This window comes from Pseudomonas sp. GD03875, assembly GCF_029840585.1.
GTDB lineage: Bacteria > Pseudomonadota > Gammaproteobacteria > Pseudomonadales > Pseudomonadaceae > Aquipseudomonas > Aquipseudomonas paralcaligenes.
The window spans coordinates 50,991-68,210 of the sequence record NZ_JAOCCV010000006.1; the positions used below are offsets into that span (position 1 = coordinate 50,991).

The 17,220-nt window shown below is 67.3% G+C and carries 13 protein-coding genes and 3 tRNA genes; 7 read left to right on the forward strand and 9 right to left on the reverse strand.

Annotation, left to right across the window (positions count from 1 at the left end; genetic code table 11):
• Positions 1-91: 91 nt before the first annotated feature.
• Genes N5D30_RS06910 through N5D30_RS06920 form a run of 3 tightly spaced genes read right to left on the reverse strand, consistent with a single transcriptional unit; the run spans position 92 to position 2,971 of the window.
• On the reverse strand, positions 92-796 hold the full coding sequence (locus N5D30_RS06910) for a copper resistance protein B (RefSeq protein WP_279908308.1): 705 nt from the start codon (positions 794-796) through the stop codon (positions 92-94).
• Complete coding sequence (locus N5D30_RS06915; RefSeq protein ID WP_279908309.1) at positions 783-2,450, reverse strand: copper resistance system multicopper oxidase; 1,668 nt, start codon at positions 2,448-2,450, stop codon at positions 783-785. The genes N5D30_RS06910 and N5D30_RS06915 overlap by 14 nt, the downstream gene beginning before the upstream one ends.
• Positions 2,447-2,971 (reverse strand): plastocyanin/azurin family copper-binding protein, encoded by a 525-nt coding sequence (locus N5D30_RS06920; RefSeq protein WP_279908310.1) that lies wholly within the window; start codon positions 2,969-2,971, stop codon positions 2,447-2,449. Before N5D30_RS06920 ends, N5D30_RS06915 begins: the two co-directional genes overlap by 4 nt.
• A 148-nt stretch (positions 2,972-3,119) precedes the next feature.
• Between N5D30_RS06920 and N5D30_RS06925 the strand changes: the two genes are divergently transcribed.
• Together N5D30_RS06925 and N5D30_RS06930 are read left to right on the forward strand one after the other, a co-directional pair.
• Positions 3,120-3,797, forward strand: a complete 678-nt coding sequence (locus N5D30_RS06925; protein WP_279908311.1) for a heavy metal response regulator transcription factor — start codon at positions 3,120-3,122, stop codon at positions 3,795-3,797.
• Entirely contained in the window at positions 3,797-5,122 is a 1,326-nt protein-coding gene (locus N5D30_RS06930) for a heavy metal sensor histidine kinase (RefSeq protein WP_279908312.1), read from the forward strand. Before N5D30_RS06925 ends, N5D30_RS06930 begins: the two co-directional genes overlap by 1 nt.
• 576 nt (positions 5,123-5,698) lie before the next feature.
• Here N5D30_RS06930 and N5D30_RS06935 read toward each other — a convergent pair.
• The 5 genes from N5D30_RS06935 to N5D30_RS06955 form a co-directional block, all read right to left on the reverse strand.
• On the reverse strand, positions 5,699-8,764 hold the full coding sequence (locus N5D30_RS06935; protein WP_279908313.1) for an efflux RND transporter permease subunit: 3,066 nt from the start codon (positions 8,762-8,764) through the stop codon (positions 5,699-5,701).
• The gene (locus N5D30_RS06940) at positions 8,761-9,786 is read right to left on the reverse strand and encodes an efflux RND transporter periplasmic adaptor subunit (protein ID WP_347881183.1); all 1,026 of its coding nucleotides are present in this window, start codon (positions 9,784-9,786) and stop codon (positions 8,761-8,763) included. The genes N5D30_RS06935 and N5D30_RS06940 overlap by 4 nt, the downstream gene beginning before the upstream one ends.
• 108 nt (positions 9,787-9,894) lie before the next feature.
• Positions 9,895-10,674, reverse strand: a complete 780-nt coding sequence (locus tag N5D30_RS06945) for an ABC transporter permease (RefSeq protein ID WP_279908315.1) — start codon at positions 10,672-10,674, stop codon at positions 9,895-9,897.
• Positions 10,671-11,603 (reverse strand): ABC transporter ATP-binding protein, encoded by a 933-nt coding sequence (locus N5D30_RS06950; protein ID WP_279908316.1) that lies wholly within the window; start codon positions 11,601-11,603, stop codon positions 10,671-10,673. Before N5D30_RS06950 ends, N5D30_RS06945 begins: the two co-directional genes overlap by 4 nt.
• 138 nt (positions 11,604-11,741) lie before the next feature.
• A complete protein-coding gene (locus tag N5D30_RS06955) occupies positions 11,742-12,410 on the reverse strand; it encodes a transglutaminase family protein (RefSeq protein WP_279908317.1) in 669 nt (222 codons plus the stop codon).
• Between the two features lie 118 nt (positions 12,411-12,528).
• On the opposite strand from N5D30_RS06955, the gene N5D30_RS06960 reads away from it, so the two are divergent.
• Positions 12,529-14,973, forward strand: coding sequence for an acyl-CoA dehydrogenase (locus N5D30_RS06960; protein WP_279908318.1), 2,445 nt, complete (start codon positions 12,529-12,531; stop codon positions 14,971-14,973).
• A 113-nt stretch (positions 14,974-15,086) separates the two neighbouring features.
• Complete coding sequence (locus N5D30_RS06965; protein ID WP_279908319.1) at positions 15,087-15,497, forward strand: PA2817 family protein; 411 nt, start codon at positions 15,087-15,089, stop codon at positions 15,495-15,497.
• 399 nt (positions 15,498-15,896) lie between these two features.
• Here N5D30_RS06965 and N5D30_RS06970 read toward each other — a convergent pair whose 3' ends face one another.
• Positions 15,897-16,664 (reverse strand): hypothetical protein, encoded by a 768-nt coding sequence (locus N5D30_RS06970; RefSeq protein WP_220813205.1) that lies wholly within the window; start codon positions 16,662-16,664, stop codon positions 15,897-15,899.
• 221 nt (positions 16,665-16,885) lie between these two features.
• On the opposite strand from N5D30_RS06970, the gene N5D30_RS06975 reads away from it, so the two are divergent.
• From N5D30_RS06975 to N5D30_RS06985, 3 genes are all read left to right on the forward strand, one after another.
• Positions 16,886-16,961: transfer RNA gene (locus N5D30_RS06975), tRNA-Glu, on the forward strand.
• 1 nt (position 16,962) lies between these two features.
• Positions 16,963-17,038 (forward strand) — tRNA-Gly (locus tag N5D30_RS06980).
• A gap of 105 nt (positions 17,039-17,143) precedes the next feature.
• Positions 17,144-17,219, forward strand: a tRNA-Glu gene (locus N5D30_RS06985).
• Position 17,220 lies beyond the last annotated feature (1 nt).

Here is a 17,220-nt window from a genome sequence, read left to right on the forward strand (position 1 = left end):
AGCGGAAAAACGGCGGGCAGTATACCCCCATGCCGAATCTCCCCGTAGGGCGGGTGAAACTCGCGAATCCGCCACGCGGGTTTCACCCGCCCTACAGCCAGAAACGCAGGCCGACTACCCAGGCGCCCTCCTCGTCATGCTCGCCTTCCGCGCGCAGCCAGTCGCCGGAGCGGCCGTAGGTCTTTTCCCAGACATAGCCGACATAGGGCGAGAACTGCGGGCTGGCCCGGTAGTGCAGGCGCAGCCCGGCCTCCAGGGTGCTGCCGCCGGCGCCGATGCCCAGGTCGCGATCGTCATCCAGCGCCAGGTCGTACTCCAGCTTGGGCTCCAGGGCCCAATGCCGGGTCAGCAGCAGCTCGTACTCGGCCTCGATGCGCAGCGAGGCGTCGCCACGCTCGCTGAGGAACAGGTCGGCGTCCAGTTCGATCCACTGCGGCGCCAGGCCCTGGACGCCGAGCACCGCGTAGCTGCGCGTCGGCCCTGGCTGGTCGTCGTGGCGCAGGCCGGCCTGCCAGTCGAAGAATTCGGACGCCATGCGCCGGTACAGCAGCTGGGTCTCGCTGGAGTCGGTCGGCCCGCCGTCGACGCGCTCACCGCTGCTCTTCAGCACCGCCTTGTGCAGGTCGTTGCCGTAGGTCGCCTCCAGTTCCCAGGCCAGCGCCTGGTCGTCGCCGTCGAAGCGCCGCTCCAGATGGTCGACGGCCAGCTTGGCCACCGGCATGGCGTCCATGTGCTGCTCCATGGCCAGGGCCGGAGTGGCCAGCAACAGGCCGAGGACGAGATTAGTGGTGCGCATGTTCGCTCTCCTTGGCGGCTGGCTGCTCGTCGTAGAACGGCTGGGCGCTGCCGTCCGCCTGCTCCACCACGATCTTGCGGAACATGCCGCTGGCCATGTGGTAGATCAGGTGGCAGTGGAAGGCCCACTCGCCCATGGCGTCCACCGGCACGTCCACCTCCAGGCTCTGCCCGGGGGCGACGTTGACCACGTGCTTGAGTGGGTTGAAGCGGCCGTTGCCCTTGTCTAGCTGCATCCACATGCCGTGCAGGTGCATGGGATGGTTCATCATGGTCTGGTTGACGAAGCGGAAGCGCACCCGCTCGCCGTATTTCAGGCGGATCGGCTCGGCCTCGGAGTACTTCACCCCGTCGAACGACCAGAAGTAGCGCTCCATGTTGCCGGTCAGCTTCAGCTCGATGGTGCGGTCCGGCGCACGGTAGCCGGCGGCCGGGCGCATGGCCTTGAGGTCGCCGTAGACCAGCACGCGCCCGCCGTCGACCGGCTCGGGCGCGATGCCACTGCCCGGCGCGTAGTCCGGGTTGCCCTCTGCCGGCATGGCGTGGCCCATGGCGGCATGGTCCATGCCCGCCATCTGCGCATGCTCCATCGAGCCATGGTCCATGCCCGCCATGTCGTGGCCCGCGCCCATGTCGGCCATGCTCAGCAGGCGCGGTGCACGCAGCGGCGGCGCCTCGGCGCGCATGCCCTGGCGCGGCGCCAGGGTGGCCAGGGCCTGGCCGCGCCGGTCCATGGACTCCGCGACCAGGGCGTAGGCCTTGTCCTCGGTGGGCTGGACGATCACGTCGTAGGTCTCGGCCACCGCCAGGCGTAGCTGGTCGACCACCACCGGCTGCACGTCGTTGCCGTCGGCCTGCACCACGGTCAATGGCAGGCCGGGGATGCGCAGGTCGAAGTAGCTCATGCCCGAGCCGTTGATGATGCGCAGGCGCACCCGCTCGCCCGGCTCGAACAGCGCCGTCCAGTTCTGCTCGGCGTCACGGCCGTTGACCAGGAAGCGGAAGCCGCCAACGTCGGCGATATCGGTCCTGGCCATGCGCATGTTGCCCCAGTCCCAGCGGTCCTTGACCGTGGCTCCCAGGCCATCGCGAGCCACATCACGGAAGAAGTCGCCGAGGGTCTGCTGCTGGTCGTTGTAGTAGTCGGCCTGCTTCTTCAGGTTGGCCAGGGTGCGCTCGGGCTTCTCGTCCTGCCAGTCGAACAGCAGCACGGTGTACTCGCGGTCGTAGCGGTACGGCTCGCGTCCCTTCGGCTCAATGATCAGCGGGCCGTACAGGCCCTCCTGCTCCTGGAAGTCGGCGTGGGCGTGGTACCAGTAGGTGCCGGACTGATTGAGGGTGAAGCGGTAGGTGAAGGTCTCGCCGGGCGCGATGCCGGGGAAGCTGATGCCCGGTACGCCGTCCTGGGTGTAGGGCAGGATGATGCCGTGCCAGTGCAGCGCGGTCATGCGGTCGAGCCGATTGGTGACGGCGATTTCCACCGTCTCGCCTTCCCTGAAGCGCAGCGCCGGCGCAGGGCTCTGGCCATTGATGGTCAGCGCCGGGCGGCTGCCGTCGCTGAAGCGCACCTCGCCCTCGTCGATCACCAGTTCGTAGCGTCCGGCCTGAGCGCCCAGGCTCGCGCCCAGCAGCGCGCAGAGCAGCAGCCACCTCACGGCTGCACGTCCAGCTTGCCGAACATGCCGGCCTGGTAGTGGCCCGGCAGGTTGCAGGCGAACTCCAGGCCGGTGGCCTCGGCGAAGGTCCAGGTCAGCTCGGCGCTGCCGCCCGGCGGGACCAGCACGCTGTTGGGGTCGTCGTGGCTCATCTCGCCGTGGTCCATGCCGGCCATGTCGTGGCCCATCTTCGAGTGGTCCATGGGCTGGATGCCGTTCTCGCCGAGCATGCCCATCTGCTGCATCATCAGCATCTGCTCCTGGTGCCTGGCGTGCATGGCGGCGTCGCCCAGGCTGAACTCGTGGAGCAGACCACCCTCGTTCTTCAGCACGAAGCGCACCGTTTCGCCGGCCTTGACCTGCACGGCGGCCGGTTCGTAGTACATTTCGCCGAGGGTGATCTCCACCGTGCGCCCGGCGCTGGCCGGATCGGCCGGCTTGCCGAAGGCGAAGTGGCCGCCGTCGGCCAGCGCCGGCAAGCTGAAGGCGCAGAGCAGCGGCAGGAAGAAACGTGCGGACATGGCGGGGCTCCATCTGTAGGTCTGGCAGCCACTCTAGGCCGCCGCCGCTGGCGCCAGGCTGACGCGAAGATTACATCTCTGTCAGCTTCGCCCCGCGCGGGCCCCGGCTGGCGTATAAAGCCGACTGCGCAACCTCCGCGAGAGCACCATGAAACTGCTGATCGTCGAAGACGAACCCAAGACCGGCCAGTACCTGCGCCAGGGCCTGGCCGAGGCCGGCTTCGCCGTGGAGTTGGCCAGCGACGGCACCACCGGCGAGCACCTGGCGCTGACCGGCGAGTACGACCTGCTGATCCTCGATGTGATGCTGCCCGGCCGCGACGGCTGGCAGATTCTCGCCGCCGTGCGCGCCGCGGGCCTCGGCGTGCCGGTGCTGTTCCTCACCGCCCGGGACGCGGTGGAGGACCGGGTGCGCGGCCTGGAGGCCGGCGCCGACGACTACCTGGTCAAGCCCTTCGCCTTCACCGAACTGCTGGCGCGGGTGCGCAGCCTGCTGCGCCGCGGTACCGGCGCGCCGCAGGAGCACCAGTTGCAGCTCGCCGACCTGTCCCTCGACCTGCTGCGCCGGCGCGCCGAGCGCGGCGGCCGACGCATCGACCTGACCGCCAAGGAATTCGCCCTGCTGGAGCTGCTGCTGCGGCGCCAGGGCGAGGTGCTGCCCAAGTCGCTGATCGCCTCCCAGGTGTGGGACATGAATTTCGACAGCGACACCAACGTCATCGAGGTGGCCATCCGCCGCCTGCGCGCCAAGGTCGACGAAGGCTTCGCCGCGCCGCTGATCCACACGGTGCGCGGCATGGGCTACGTGCTGGAGGCCCGCGCCTGATGTCCCTCGCCAATCGCCTGGCCCTGCTGTTTGCCGCCTGCGCCGCCGCCGTGGCGCTGGTCGCCGGCGCCCTGTTCACCCGCGCCAGCGAGGCGCACTTCGTCGAGCTGGACCGCCAGCAGCTGGAAGGCAAGCTGGCGGTGTTCGCCGAGCTGCTGCGCGGCGTCGGCGACAGCGACGGCCTGGCCGCGCGCCTTCCGCAGCTGGAGCAGGAGCTGCAACGTCACCCGGAACTGGCCCTGCGCATCCAGGGCGCGGATGGTCGGATCTGGTTCACCAGCCAGCCGCAGCTGGCCCACCTGCCGGCAAGCGATGGGCAGCCGAGCCGCTGGAGCCACCACGGCGCCGACTTCCGGGTGGTGGAAACGCGCCTGGACGGCGGTCCGCGCCTCAGCCTGCTGCTGGACATCACCCACCACCAGCACTTCCTCGACCAGATGCAGCGGCTGATCTGGCTCTGCGTCGGCCTCTCGGCCCTGGCCACCGCCTTGCTCGGCGCCTGGGTGGCGCGCCGCGGTCTGCGCCCGCTGCGGCAGATGACCGGGGTGGCGCGGCAGGTATCGGCGCAGTCGCTCACCGCCCGTCTGCCGCTGGACGGCACCCCGACCGAGCTGCGCGAACTGGCCGAGGCGTTCAACGCCATGCTGGCGCGCCTGGAGGATGCCTTCGCACGGCTCTCGGCGTTCTCCGCCGACATCGCCCACGAGCTGCGCACGCCGCTGTCCAACCTGCTGACCCAGACCCAGGTGACCCTCGGCCAGCCCCGCGAACTGGCGGAATACCGCGAGGCGCTGCATTCCAATCTGGAGGAACTGCAGCACCTGGCGCAGATGGTCGGCGACATGCTCCTGCTGGCCAAGGCCGACAATGGCCTGCTGCAGACCCGCCGCGAGCCGCTGGCGCTGGAGGCCGAGCTGACGGTGCTGGCCGACTACTTCGCGCCGCTGGCCGAGGATGCCGGGGTGAGCATACGGATCGAGGCCGACGGCACGGTCAAGGCCGACCGTGCGCTGCTGCGCCGGGCTCTTTCCAACCTGATCGACAACGCCCTGCGCTTCACCCCGGCCGGCGGCGAGCTGCGCCTTCGCGCGACGGCCGCCAGGATCGAGGTCGCCAACCAGGGGCCGGAAATCCCCGCGGAACTGCGCGAGCGGCTGTTCGACCGCTTCTACCGCGCCGACCCGGCCCGCCGCGAGGGAGGCGCCGAACACGCCGGCCTGGGCCTGGCCATCGCCCGCTCCATCGTCCGGGCCCATGGCGGCACCATCCGCTGCGAGTCGGAGGGCGGCTGGACGCGCTTTATCCTGGAGCTGCCCGCGGGCTAGGGCGAGCCCCTACGCACATAGCTCCCCGTCGTCCCCGCGTGGGCGGGGACCCAGGACGCGCCGTCTTGCACAACTGGATTCCCGCCTACGCGGGAATGACGGGGTTTTCTGCCTGCCTCGTCCGTGCTGGGCCGTTATCCGATAGCCCTGGAGAGAGCCGTTATCATCTTCCGCGACACTTGATCGACCATAGGGCGGGCTGCACGACTCTGCGCGTAACCCACATCCTCGTCGTCCCCGCGCAGGCGGGGACCCAGGACGCGCCGTCTTGCCCGCAACTGGATTCCCGCCTACGCGGGAATGACGGGGGTTTTCTGCCTGCCTCGTCCATGTTGGGCCGTTATCCGGTGGCCCTGGAGAGAGCCGCCATCATCTTCCGCGACGCTTGATCGACCACAGGGCGGGCAGCACGACTCTGCGCGTCCCTCACCTCCCGTCGTCCCCGCGCAGGCGGGGACCCAAGGACGCGCCGCCTTGCCCCGCAACTGGGTTCCCGCCTGCGCGGGAATGACGAGGGGGGTTCTACTGGCCTTGCCCGTACAGAGCCTGCCCCCGATTACCCGGGCGTAGGGCCACCTAGGACAGGGCCTGCGCCGGCTCCACCATGATCGGCCTCCAGCGGCGCAGCAGGCTGTACAGGGTCGGCACCACGAACAGGGTGAAGAAGGTGCCGACCACCAGACCACCGACGATCACCATGCCGATCTGCTGGCGGCTCTCGGCGCCGGCGCCCGAGGCGACGGCCAGGGGCAGCGAGCCGAGGACCATGGCGCCGGTGGTCATCAGGATCGGCCGCAGGCGTTGCACCGAGGCCTCCAGCACCGCCTCGCCCAGCTCGCGGCCCTCGCGCAGCAGGTGGTTGGCGAACTCGACGATGAGGATGCCGTGCTTGGTGATCAACCCGATCAGGGTGACCAGCCCCACCTGGGAATAGATGTTCAGCGTGCCGCCGAACAGCTTCAGCGCCAGCAGCGCGCCGGCCATCGACAACGGCACGCTGAACAGGATGATCAGCGGGTCGAAGAAGCTCTCGAACTGCGCCGCCAGCACCAGGAAGATGAACAGCAGGGCCAGCACGAAGATCATCGCCACGCCGCTGCTGGACTCCTTGAAATCCCGCGAGATGCCGGTGTAGTCGAACTGGGTGTCCGGCGGGAAGATCGCCCGCGCCTTTTCCTCCAGATGATCCAGCGCCTCGCCCAGGGTGTAGCCGGAGCCGACGTTGGCGCTGACCGTGACCGCGCGCAGCTGGTTGAAGTGGTTGAGTTCGCGCGGCGCCACTGTCTCGTGCACCTCGATCAGGTTGGAGAGCTGCACCATGTTGTCGTTGCGGCCGCGCACGTAGACGCGGTTGAGGTCCTCGGGGTTGCTGCGGTCCACGTCAGCCAGCTGCACCAGCACGTCGTACTGCTCGCCGTTCTGCTTGAAGCGGGTCACCTGGCGGCTGCCGAACAGGCTTTCCATGCTGCGGCCGATGGTGGCCACGTCCGTGCCCACCGCTACCGCCTGCTCGCGGTTGACCGTGACCTTGAGCTGGGGCGTGTTCAGCTTGAGGTCGGTGTCCAGGCTCTCCAGCCCGGGATAGCCGCGTACCGCGGACAGCAGCTGCTCGACGTACTGCTGCAGCTCGGCGTACTCCAGCGAGGAGCGGATGACGAAGTTCACCGGCTGGTTGCGCGCGCTCTGCCCCAGCGGCGGGCGGTTGATCGGGAAGGCGCGCACGCCGGGGATGTCCTGCAGCTTGGGCAGCAGCTCGTCGCGGATCTCGAATTGGCTGCGCTCGCGCTTGTCCCAGTCCTCCAGTTTCATGAACGACAACCCCTGGGCCACGGTGGGGAAGCCGACGATCACCATGTAGCGGTTGGTCTCGGGAATCGAGGCATAGGCCGCCTCCAGCTGCTTGGCGTAGCGGCTGGTGTAGCCGACGGTGGCGCCATCGGGGCCGTTGATCGAGCCGACGATGGTGCCGGTATCCTCGGTCGGCGCCAGCTCGCTGCGCAGGCCGGTGAACAGCCAGGCGCACAGCACCAGGATGGCCAGCAGCAGCGCCACCACCGCCCACCAGGCGCGCAGGGTGCGCTCCAGCAGGTGCCGGTAGTTGTAGGTCAGGCCGTTGAGGAAGCCTTCCACCATGTTGTAGAAGCGGCCGTGCTTCTGCTGCGGTACATGGGCCTTGAGCAGATGGCCGCACATCATCGGTGACAGGGTCAGGGCGACGAAGCCGGACACCAGCACTGCGCCGGCCAGAGTCCAGGCGAACTCGGTGAACAGCTTGCCCGAGGTGCCCTGCATGAAGCCGATCGGCGCATACACGGCGGCCAGGGTCAGGGTCATGGCGATCACCGCGAAGGCGATCTCGCGGCTGCCGACGAAGGCCGCCTGCAAAGGCTTCATGCCCTGCTCGATGTGCCGGTGGATGTTCTCCAGCACCACGATGGCATCGTCCACCACCAGGCCGATGGCCAGCACCATCGCCAGCAGGGTCAGGGTGTTGACCGTGAAGCCCATCAGCGCCATCAGCGCGCAGGCGCCGATCAGCGACACCGGGATGGTGACCAGGGGAATCAGGGTCGCGCGCAGGGAGCGGAGGAACAGGAAGATGATCAGGATGACCAGCACCACCGCTTCCCAGATGGTGGCGTAGACGTTCTTGATCGACTCGCGGATGAACAGCGAGTTGTCGTTGGCGATGGCCATTTCCATGCCTTCGGGCAACAGCTCGCGGACCTCCGGCAGCGCCTGGCTGAGGCCATCGGAAATCTCCAGCGGGTTGGCCGTGGCCTGCTTGACCAGGCCCAGGGACACCGCCGAGCGGCCGTTGAAGCGCACCACCGTGCGCTCGTCGGCCGCGCCGATCTCGGCCCGGCCCACGTCGGCCAGGCGCAGCAGGTAGCCGCGCGAGTCGTCGAGGATCAGGTCGTTGAATTCCTCCGGCGTCTTCAGGTCCGTCTCCGACAGCACGGTGAACTCACGCTGCACCGACTCGATGCGCCCGGCGGGAATCTCCACGTTCTGCCGGCGCAGCGCGTCCTCCACGTCCTGCACGGTCAGGTCGTGGGCGGCCAGCTTCTCCGGGTCGAGCCAGATGCGCATGGCGTAGGTGCGCGCACCGCGGATCTGCACCTCGGAAACGCCGGGAATGGTCTGCAGGCGGTCCTGCACCACCCGCTCCAGCACGTCGGTGATCTCCATCGCGGAGAACCGCTCGCTGTAGAAGGCCAGCCAGATCACCGGCTGGGCATCGGCCTCGACCTTCTGCACCATCGGCTCGTTGATCTCGTCCGGCAGCAGGGTGCGCACCCGGCCGAGGCGGTCGCGCACGTCGTTGGCCGCCTCGTCGGAGCTGGTGCCGAGGCGGAACTGGGCGGTGATCTGGGTGTTTTCCGAACGGCTGATGGAGCTGACGAAGTCCAGCCCCTCGATGCCCGAGAGCACGTCCTCGATCGGCTGCGCGACCTGGGACTCCATGATTTCCGGGCTGGCGCCGGGGTAGATGACGTTGACCGTGACGATCGGCACGTCGATGTTCGGGTACTCGCGCACCGCCAGGCGCTGGTAGGCCAGCAGGCCGAGCAGCACGATGATCAGCGACAGCACGGTGGCGAACACCGGCCGGCGGATGCAGACGTCGGACAGGGTCATGCGCCTTCCCCACGCGCGACGGTGCGTACCTCGTCGCCGGGATCGACCTTCTGCCAGCCGGCGCTGATCACCGTTTCATCGCCCTGCAGCCCCTCCACCACCTCGGCCCGGCCGCGCAAGCGCTGGCCGATGCGGATGCGCCGACGCTCGACCTTGCCGTCCACCACCAGGTTGACGAACAGGTCGCGGCCCACCGGCATCACCGCTTCCTCCGGGATCACCAGGGCCTGGGGGCGCTCGGCGAGGATCACCGAGACCTTGACGAACTGGCCGGGCTTGAGCCGGAAGTCGTCGTTGGCCACCTGGGCACGAATGGCCTGGCTGCGGCCGACCTCGTCGAGGCGCGGGTTGAGGGCAATGATGCGGCCGGCGAAGCGCTCACCGGGGTAGGCGTCCAGCGCCAGCTCGATCGACTGGCCGACACGCACCTGGCTGACGGCCTTCTGCGGCACGCGGAAGTCCACCTTGAGCGGGTCCAGTACTTCCAGGTTGACGATGTCGTCGCCGGCGCTGAGATAGTCGCCGACGCTGACCAGACGCAGGCCAAGCACGCCATCGTAGGGTGCGCGGATCTGGGCCTTGTCCAGGCGGGCCTGGGCCAGGGCCAGGCTGGCGCGGGCCGCCTGCTGCTGGGAACTGGCCTCGTCCAGCGCCTGGGCGTTGCTGGCGCCGCGCTTGTAGAGCATCTGCGCCCGGGCATGGTTCTTTTCGGCGAGGTCGAGGTTGGCCCGGGCCTGGGCCAGTTCGGCGCGGGCGATGGCGTCGTCGAGGCCGACCAGCAGGTCGCCGGCCTTCACCGCCTGCCCTTCCTGAAAATGCAGGGTGGCGACCCGGCCCTCCACTTCCGGGCGGATCGTGGTGGACTCATCCGAGCGCAGCGAACCGAAGGTGATCAGCTCGTCGCGCACCAGCGTGCGTTCGGGCTGCGTCACCTCCATCAGCGGCCTCTGCTCCGCCAGCACCAGACCACTGCCGAGCAGGCCCAGCACCAGGGGCCACAGCACGCGACGCATCATCCACATCCTCTTGGAATTCGAGTTAGTCGGAGAGTCTAACGGCTCTGCCGTCGCGCGATTGTCAGCGACAGGTAAAGATGGCGCCAGCCTATGACGCCATGTTTCCCGTCGCGCTTACTGGCGCATGCCCCTTCCGCTCTTCAGCAGGCGGATGCAGAACAGGTAGAGCAGGCCACTGGCCAGCAGCATCATGCCGATGGCGATGCGGATGTCGATGTCGGAAACGCCGAGGATGCCGTAGCGGAAGGCGTTGACCATGTGCAGGATCGGGTTGGCCAGCGACACGTGCTGCCAGAACTGGGGCAGCAGGCTGATCGAGTAGAACACCCCGCCCAGGTAGGTCAGCGGCGTCAGCACGAAGGTCGGGATGATCGAGATGTCGTCGAAGTTGCGCGCATACACCGCGTTGATGAAGCCGCCCAGGGAGAAGGTGATCGCGGTAAGCAGGATCACCAGCACAGTCACGCCCAGGTGATGCACCTGCAGGTGGGTGAAGAACAGCGACAGCAAGGTGACGATCAGCGCCACCGCCAGGCCGCGCAGGGCGCCGCCGATGGTGTAGCCGATCAGGATGGTGTGCGGCGACACCGGCGATACCAGCAGCTCCTCGACGTTGCGCTGGAACTTGCTGGAAAAGAAGCTGGAGACCACGTTGCTGTAGGAGTTGGTGATCACCGACATCATGATCAGCCCCGGCACGATGAACTCCATGTAGGAATACTCGCCCACCCCGCCGACCTGGCTGCCGATCAGGCGGCCGAAGATCACGAAGTACAGCGCCATGGTGATGGCCGGCGGCAGCAGGGTCTGCGGCCAGATGCGCATGAAGCGCCGCACTTCGCGGCGCACGATGGTCTGCAGGGCGACCCAGTTGGAGGTGAGTTCCGGACTCATTTCGCCACCTTCGCCAGGTTGTTCTCGACCAGGGACACGAACAGTTCCTCGAGACGGTTGCTCTTGTTGCGAAGGCTGATCACCTCGATGTTCTGCTCGGCCAGCTGGCGGAACAGCCCGGTGATGCCCAGGCTCTTCTCCACCTGCACCTCCAGGGTGTGCGCATCGACCAGCGCCGCCGGGTAGCCCTGCAGCCGCGGCGTCGCCGGCAGGTTGTCCTTCAGGTCGAGCAGGAAGGTCTCCACGTGCAGGGTCTTGAGCAGCGCCTTCATGCTGGTGTTCTCGACGATGCGGCCGTGGTCGATGATGCCGATGTGGCGGCAGAGCTGCTCCGCCTCCTCGAGGTAGTGGGTGGTGAGGATGATGGTGATGCCCTTCTGGTTCAGCTCGGAGAGGAAGCCCCACATCGAGCGGCGCAGCTCGATGTCCACGCCGGCGGTGGGCTCGTCGAGGATCAGCAGGCGCGGCTCGTGGACCAGCGCGCGGGCGATCATCAGGCGCCGCTTCATGCCGCCGGAAAGCATGCGCGCGGCCTCGTCGCGTTTCTCCCACAGGCCGAGCTGGGTCAGGTAGCGCTCGGCGCGCTCCCGCGCGATCTTCTGCGGGATGCCGTAGTAGCCGGCCTGGGTCACCACGATGTCGATGACCTTCTCGAACTGGCTGAAGTTGAACTCCTGCGGCACCACGCCGAGGCAGCGCTTGAGGCCGGACGGGTCACGGTCCAGGTCGTGGCCGAACACCTCCACCGACCCGCCGCTCTTGTTCACCAGGGTGGAGAGAATGCCGATGGTGGTGGATTTGCCGGCGCCGTTGGGGCCGAGCAGGGCGAAGAAATCGCCCTTGGCCACATCGAGATCGATGCCCTTGAGGGCCTGGAAGCCGTTGTCGTAGGTCTTGGTCAGTTGCCGGATGGACAGCGCGGAACTCATGAGGGATAGCTACTCGGCCGGTAAGGCTTGTGGGAGGAGGAAGGTAGATAAGGCCCGCAGCGGGCAATTGCAACCATTCGTTGCAGGCTAGCCTGCCCGTCGCCGGCGCGGGAAAGAAGCCCTCCAGGCTGATGATGACTATCGAATGCCTTGATGGGCGGCCTCTGCCTGCAGGTCGCCACCCGGCGGCATCGCGCCCTCCTCGAACAGGTGCGGGTAGCACTGGCGCAGGTGGCCGAAGAACAGCTCCAGCGGCAGATCGTCGAAGCGGCCGTGATCCTGCAGATACTCCATGTAGCGTTCGCCGTCGGCGTTGAAGGGGTGGAACACGCTGTCCCTGCGCCCATCGAACTCCAGCGGCGCCACCCGGAACACCCGGCACAGCTCCTGATTGAAGGCCGGCGTGGCCTTGACCCATCGCCCCTCGATGAACAGCTCAGCGTAGCCATGCATGGCGAACACCTCGCTGCGCAGCATCTCCAGCAGGCGCGGCGTGGACAGGTGATTGCGCACATCCGCCAGGCCGAGGCGCGCCGGTATCCCGCAGTGCCGGGCGCAAGCCGCCAGCAGCAGGGCCTTGGGCACGCAGTAGGACTCGCCCGTAGCCAGCGCGTGGCTGGCCTTGAGCGTCTCCGGGTCGAGGCTGAAGGCGTAGGGGTTGTAGCGGATCTGGTCGCGCACCGCGTAGTACAGATTCACCGCCTGCGCGCGAAGGTCGCAACCGGTGCCGCGTGAACGCTCTGCGAACTCGACTACCCTAGGGTGGTCACTATCCACGAAGCGGCTGGGTAGAAGACTGGAGCGCATGGCGTTTCCCCGGGGATGGTCGTGCCCCAGTCTATCCAGACCTATCGCGCCGGATGCACGACGATCCGGCCAAGCTCGCCGGCCTTGCCGCCAAGGTCGGCCTCATGGAGGATTGCGCATGCTCGCTGTCTGGTTGCTGATTCTGCTGTTCGGCGTCGCCTATCTCGCTTATTCCCGCATGGCCGCCCTGCCCGCCATGGGCCTGGTCGCCGCGTACCTGATCCTGCTCGGCCTGTTCGGCGATGCCCCCGGCTGGCTGGAGCTGCTGCTCTGGCTGCTGTGGCTCGGCGTGGCCATCCCGCTGGCGCTGCCCGAGCTGCGCCGCAAGCTGATCACCGGCCCGCTGTTCGGCTGGTTCCAGAAGGTGCTGCCGCCGATGTCCGCCACCGAGCGCGACGCCATTGAGGCCGGCACCGTGTGGTGGGACGGCCAGCTGTTCAGCGGCCGCCCGGACTGGGACGTGCTGCTGAGCTACCCCGCCGCCCGGCTGAGCGACGAGGAGCGGGCCTTCATCGAGGGGCCGGTGGAAGAACTGTGCGCCATGGTCAGCGACTGGGAGATCGGCCAGCAGCTGGACCTGCCCGAGCAGGCCTGGCAGCACATCAAGAGCAACGGCTTCTTCGGCCTGATCATTCCCAAGGAATACGGCGGCAAGGGCTTCTCCGCCTACGCCCACTCCCAGGTGGTGATGAAGCTGTCGACCCGCTCCGGCGACCTCGCCTCCACCGTGATGGTGCCCAACTCCCTCGGCCCGGCCGAGCTGCTGCTGCACTACGGCACCGACGAACAGCGCCAGCACTACCTGCCGCGCCTGGCCCGCGGCGAGGAAATCCCCTGCTTCGCCCTCACCGGCCCGCTGGCCGGCTCCGACGCCGGTGCAATGCCGGACACCGGCATCGTCTGCAAAGGCCAGTGGGACGGTGAGGAAGTGATCGGCCTGCGCCTGAACTGGGAGAAGCGCTACATCACCCTGGGCCCGGTCGCCACCCTGCTCGGCCTGGCCTTCAAGGCCTACGACCCGGACCACCTGCTGGGCGACAAGGAAGAACTCGGCATCAGCCTGGCGCTGATCCCCACCGACACCCCCGGCGTGGAAATCGGCCGCCGCCACCTGCCGCTCGGCGCTGCCTTCATGAACGGCCCCAACTCGGGCAAGGACGTGTTCGTGCCGCTGAGCTTCCTGATCGGCGGCCAGGAATACCTCGGTAAGGGCTGGATGATGCTGATGAACTGCCTGTCGGTGGGCCGCTCCATCTCCCTGCCTGCCGGCGGCACTGGTGCGGCGAAGATGTCGAGCCTGGTCAGTGGCCAGTACTGCCGCGTGCGCGAACAGTTCGGCGTGCCGCTGGCCGCCTTCGAAGGCATCCAGGAAGCACTGGCGCGCATCGGCGGCAACGCCTGGATGATGGACAGCGCGCGGACCCTGACCGCCACCGCCGTGGACCTGGGCGAGAAGCCCTCGGTGCTGTCGGCGATCCTCAAGTACCACCTCACCGAACGCGGCCGCGAGTGCATCGGCCACGCCATGGACGTGCACGGCGGCAAAGCCATCATCATGGGGCCGAACAACTACCTGGCCCGCGCCTGGCAAAGCATCCCGGTATCGATCACGGTCGAGGGCGCCAACATCCTCTCGCGCAACCTGATGATCTTCGGCCAGGGCGCCATCCGCTGCCATCCGTTCGTCCTTGACGAAATGGCCCTGGCTGGACGCGAGGACTACGAACAGGCGCTGCTGGAGTTCGATGACCTGCTGCTGCGTCACGTCGGCTTCGCCGTAGGCAACGCCGCGGGCGCCCTGCTCCACGGGCTGACCTTCAGCCGCTTCGGCAACGTGCCCGGCGACAACCTCAGCCGCCCCTACTTCCGCGCGCTGAACCGCCTGGCCGCCGCCTTCGCCCTGATGGCGGACAGCAGCATGATGCTGCTGGGCGGCGAGCTGAAGCGCCGCGAGCGGATCTCCGCACGCTTGGGCGATGTGCTCAGCCACCTCTACCTGGGCAGCGCCGCGCTCAAGCGCTACCACGACCTGGGCAACCCGGACGCCCTGCAACCGCTGCTGATCTGGGCGCTGGAGGAAAATCTCGGCCTCGCCGAACAGGCGCTGGACGAGCTGCTCGGCAACTTCCCCAACCGTCTGTTCGGCGGCCTGCTGCGCGTGCTGGTGTTCCCCCTGGGCCGCCGCCACAAGGGGCCGAGCGACGAGCTGGACGCGGAAGTCGCCGCCATCCTCGGCCGCCCGCGTGGCGACCTGGCCCTGGAGAGCGTGCTGGAGGGCTGCTACCGGCCGCAGGGTGCGGACGACCCGGTCGCCGCGCTGCAGCATGCGGTCGACCTGCTCGACACCGCCACGCCGGTCCAGCGCAAGCTGCACAAGGCGCTCAAGTCCGGTCTGCTTCCGCAGCCCGGCGAGAATGACATCGACGCGGCCCTGCGCGAACAGCAGCTGACCGCCGAGGAAGCCGAGCAGCTGCGCCTGGCCGAGGCGGCGCGACGCAAGGTGATCGACGTGGACGACTTCGCCAAGGAGGACCTGAAGCTCGGCGAAAACCGGGTCCGCTGAGGCGGATCGCGATCCGGCGGCCCTGGCGCGAACGCGCCGGGGTCGCCGCGAGGGACATGGCGGGCGCGGAGTCTTATACTTCGCGCCCGTTTTCGTTCTACAGGACTGCCCGAATGGCCACTGCCTACCTCGACCACCACCTCGCCCTGCTCGCCCACCTGCGCGGCATCCTGGTCGCCCTGGGCGAGGCCGAACAGGTGGAGGACGACACCCACGCCCTGTTCCTCGAGCGCTTCGACGAACTGCTGGTGCAACTGCCGCAAGATCCCGAGAACAGCCAGTACCTGGGCCAGGACATCATCAGCCAGGTCTTCCACCGCTATCCGCAGATCGCCCACCTGGTGCCGCGCGACCTGCTGTGGTTCTTCGGCGGCGACTGCCTGCACTTCATGCCGGACGAGGAAATCGACCTGTACCAGCGACTGGACGAGCGCCGCTTCGAAGCCGAGGAAAACGGCGAACCGTTCGACTGGAACCAGGAAAAGCAGCTGCTGGCCCTGCCCCCGGACAGCCCCAAGCACTGACTCAACCAATAAACCCCGTTGCGCATTGCAGACGCTACAACTACCTTGCGGAAGCGGCCTGCTTGAAAGCCGGTAGGGGCGCAATCGACTGCGCCACCGCCGGAGGGTTACGCCGGCAAGTGGCTAACTCACCCGTTGCGCGGTCAAGCACCTCTATCTGAACGTTGCAGCTACCTGCCCCTGGATTCCCGCCTGCGCGGGAATGACGGTTTCGGAAGAAACTCCACCCTACCTCGTCATCCCCGCGCAGGCGGGGACCCAGAAAGGATCAGGGCGCTACAACACATAACGGGGACATAGCCAATAAAAAGGCCCGCCCGGCATAACCCGGGCGGGCCTTTCACATCCTAGGGTGCGCCATGCGCACCACCGCTCTGGACAATCTACGAGCCGCGCGCCTCAGTCGTAGATGTTCTTCTTCTTCCAGTCGTCTTCTTCCAGCCCCTTGAGCCCCTCGGTCAGCTCGTTGACCTCATCGGCCTCGGGAACGGTCTTCTCCAGCACCACGGCATTGGCGCGGGCCAGCTGGTCCTCCAGCTGCTTGAGCTGGGTCTTGTAGCGCGGCAGGTCGCCCTGCTTGCGCAGGTACTGCACGCCGCGCTCGAAGAACAGGCGGGCCTGGCCGGGCTGCCCCTTCTGCATGTACTGCTGGCCGCAATTGCGGAAAAACTCGAAATGCAGCTGCACCAGCATGTGGCGGATCTCGCCCAGCCACTGCTTGCCTTCGGCGGCGGGAATCAGATGCTCCTGCGCGGCGCGGGTGATCTGGCCGTGAAGGTTCTCGAGCAGGAAGCGCACGTCCTTGGCCTTGGCCTCGGTCAGGATCTGCTGGGGCGGGTTGCCGACCGGGATGGCGTCGTTCTTGGCCACCAGCTCGCGCAGCTCGGCCAGGCGGCTCTTCAGGTTGGCGTTCTGCTTGTCCAACTGCAGCAGGCGCTCGCCGAACTGCAGCTCGAAGCGGCTGAGCAGCAGCTTCAGCGCGGGCGTCATCAGCTGGCCCGGCATGCTCTCGGACACGTCGCGGCTGCGACGCATGCGGTCGTTGAAATCCGCCTTGAGCCTGGCCTTCTCCAGCTTGCTGTTCTCCACCATGTGGTTGACGTAACCGATGATGAACAGCACCACGATACCGGCGACTACCAGCGCGGTAATGACGACTGGGGACACCTGGAACCTCCCGATGCACTTCTTTATTGCCCGAGTGTAGTGCCTTAGCCATCATGCTGATAGTCGCTTGTCAGTTTCTGGCGCGAAGTCGTTGATTTAGAAAAAGTTTTGATTGAGGGTTGACGCTCCTCGCCAGGCTCCATAGAATGCGCGCCACTTTCAGCGAGTTAGCGAAAGCGAATTCGCGGGAAGTCGGGATGCTGTTGCAAGCTCCTGGCCACGTCCCCTTCGTCTAGTGGCCTAGGACACCGCCCTTTCACGGCGGTAACAGGGGTTCGAGTCCCCTAGGGGACGCCATGCGGGAATAGCTCAGTTGGTAGAGCACGACCTTGCCAAGGTCGGGGTCGCGAGTTCGAGTCTCGTTTCCCGCTCCAGTTTCACGAAGCGCCGCTCGACGAGCGGCGTTTTGATTAGAGTTGCAGCGTCGATGGCGACATCGGCCTGAAACACCGGAAAGCTGTTGTAAGCTCCGGGGCCACGTCCCCTTCGTCTAGTGGCCTAGGACACCGCCCTTTCACGGCGGTAACAGGGGTTCGAGTCCCCTAGGGGACGCCAA

Bases quoted from the DNA above. Each gene is read 5' to 3' on its own strand.
- N5D30_RS06910 (WP_279908308.1), bottom strand. From the start codon at position 796: ATGCGCACCACTAATCTCGTCCTCGGCCTGTTGCTGGCCACTCCGGCC.
- N5D30_RS06920 (WP_279908310.1), bottom strand. From the start codon at position 2,971: ATGTCCGCACGTTTCTTCCTGCCGCTGCTCTGCGCCTTCAGCTTGCCG.
- N5D30_RS06925 (WP_279908311.1), top strand. From the start codon at position 3,120: ATGAAACTGCTGATCGTCGAAGACGAACCCAAGACCGGCCAGTACCTG.
- N5D30_RS06930 (WP_279908312.1), top strand. From the start codon at position 3,797: ATGTCCCTCGCCAATCGCCTGGCCCTGCTGTTTGCCGCCTGCGCCGCC.
- N5D30_RS06935 (WP_279908313.1), bottom strand. From the start codon at position 8,764: ATGACCCTGTCCGACGTCTGCATCCGCCGGCCGGTGTTCGCCACCGTG.
- N5D30_RS06940 (WP_347881183.1), bottom strand. From the start codon at position 9,786: ATGTGGATGATGCGTCGCGTGCTGTGGCCCCTGGTGCTGGGCCTGCTC.
- N5D30_RS06945 (WP_279908315.1), bottom strand. From the start codon at position 10,674: ATGAGTCCGGAACTCACCTCCAACTGGGTCGCCCTGCAGACCATCGTG.
- N5D30_RS06950 (WP_279908316.1), bottom strand. From the start codon at position 11,603: ATGAGTTCCGCGCTGTCCATCCGGCAACTGACCAAGACCTACGACAAC.
- N5D30_RS06955 (WP_279908317.1), bottom strand. From the start codon at position 12,410: ATGCGCTCCAGTCTTCTACCCAGCCGCTTCGTGGATAGTGACCACCCT.
- N5D30_RS06960 (WP_279908318.1), top strand. From the start codon at position 12,529: ATGCTCGCTGTCTGGTTGCTGATTCTGCTGTTCGGCGTCGCCTATCTC.
- N5D30_RS06965 (WP_279908319.1), top strand. From the start codon at position 15,087: ATGGCCACTGCCTACCTCGACCACCACCTCGCCCTGCTCGCCCACCTG.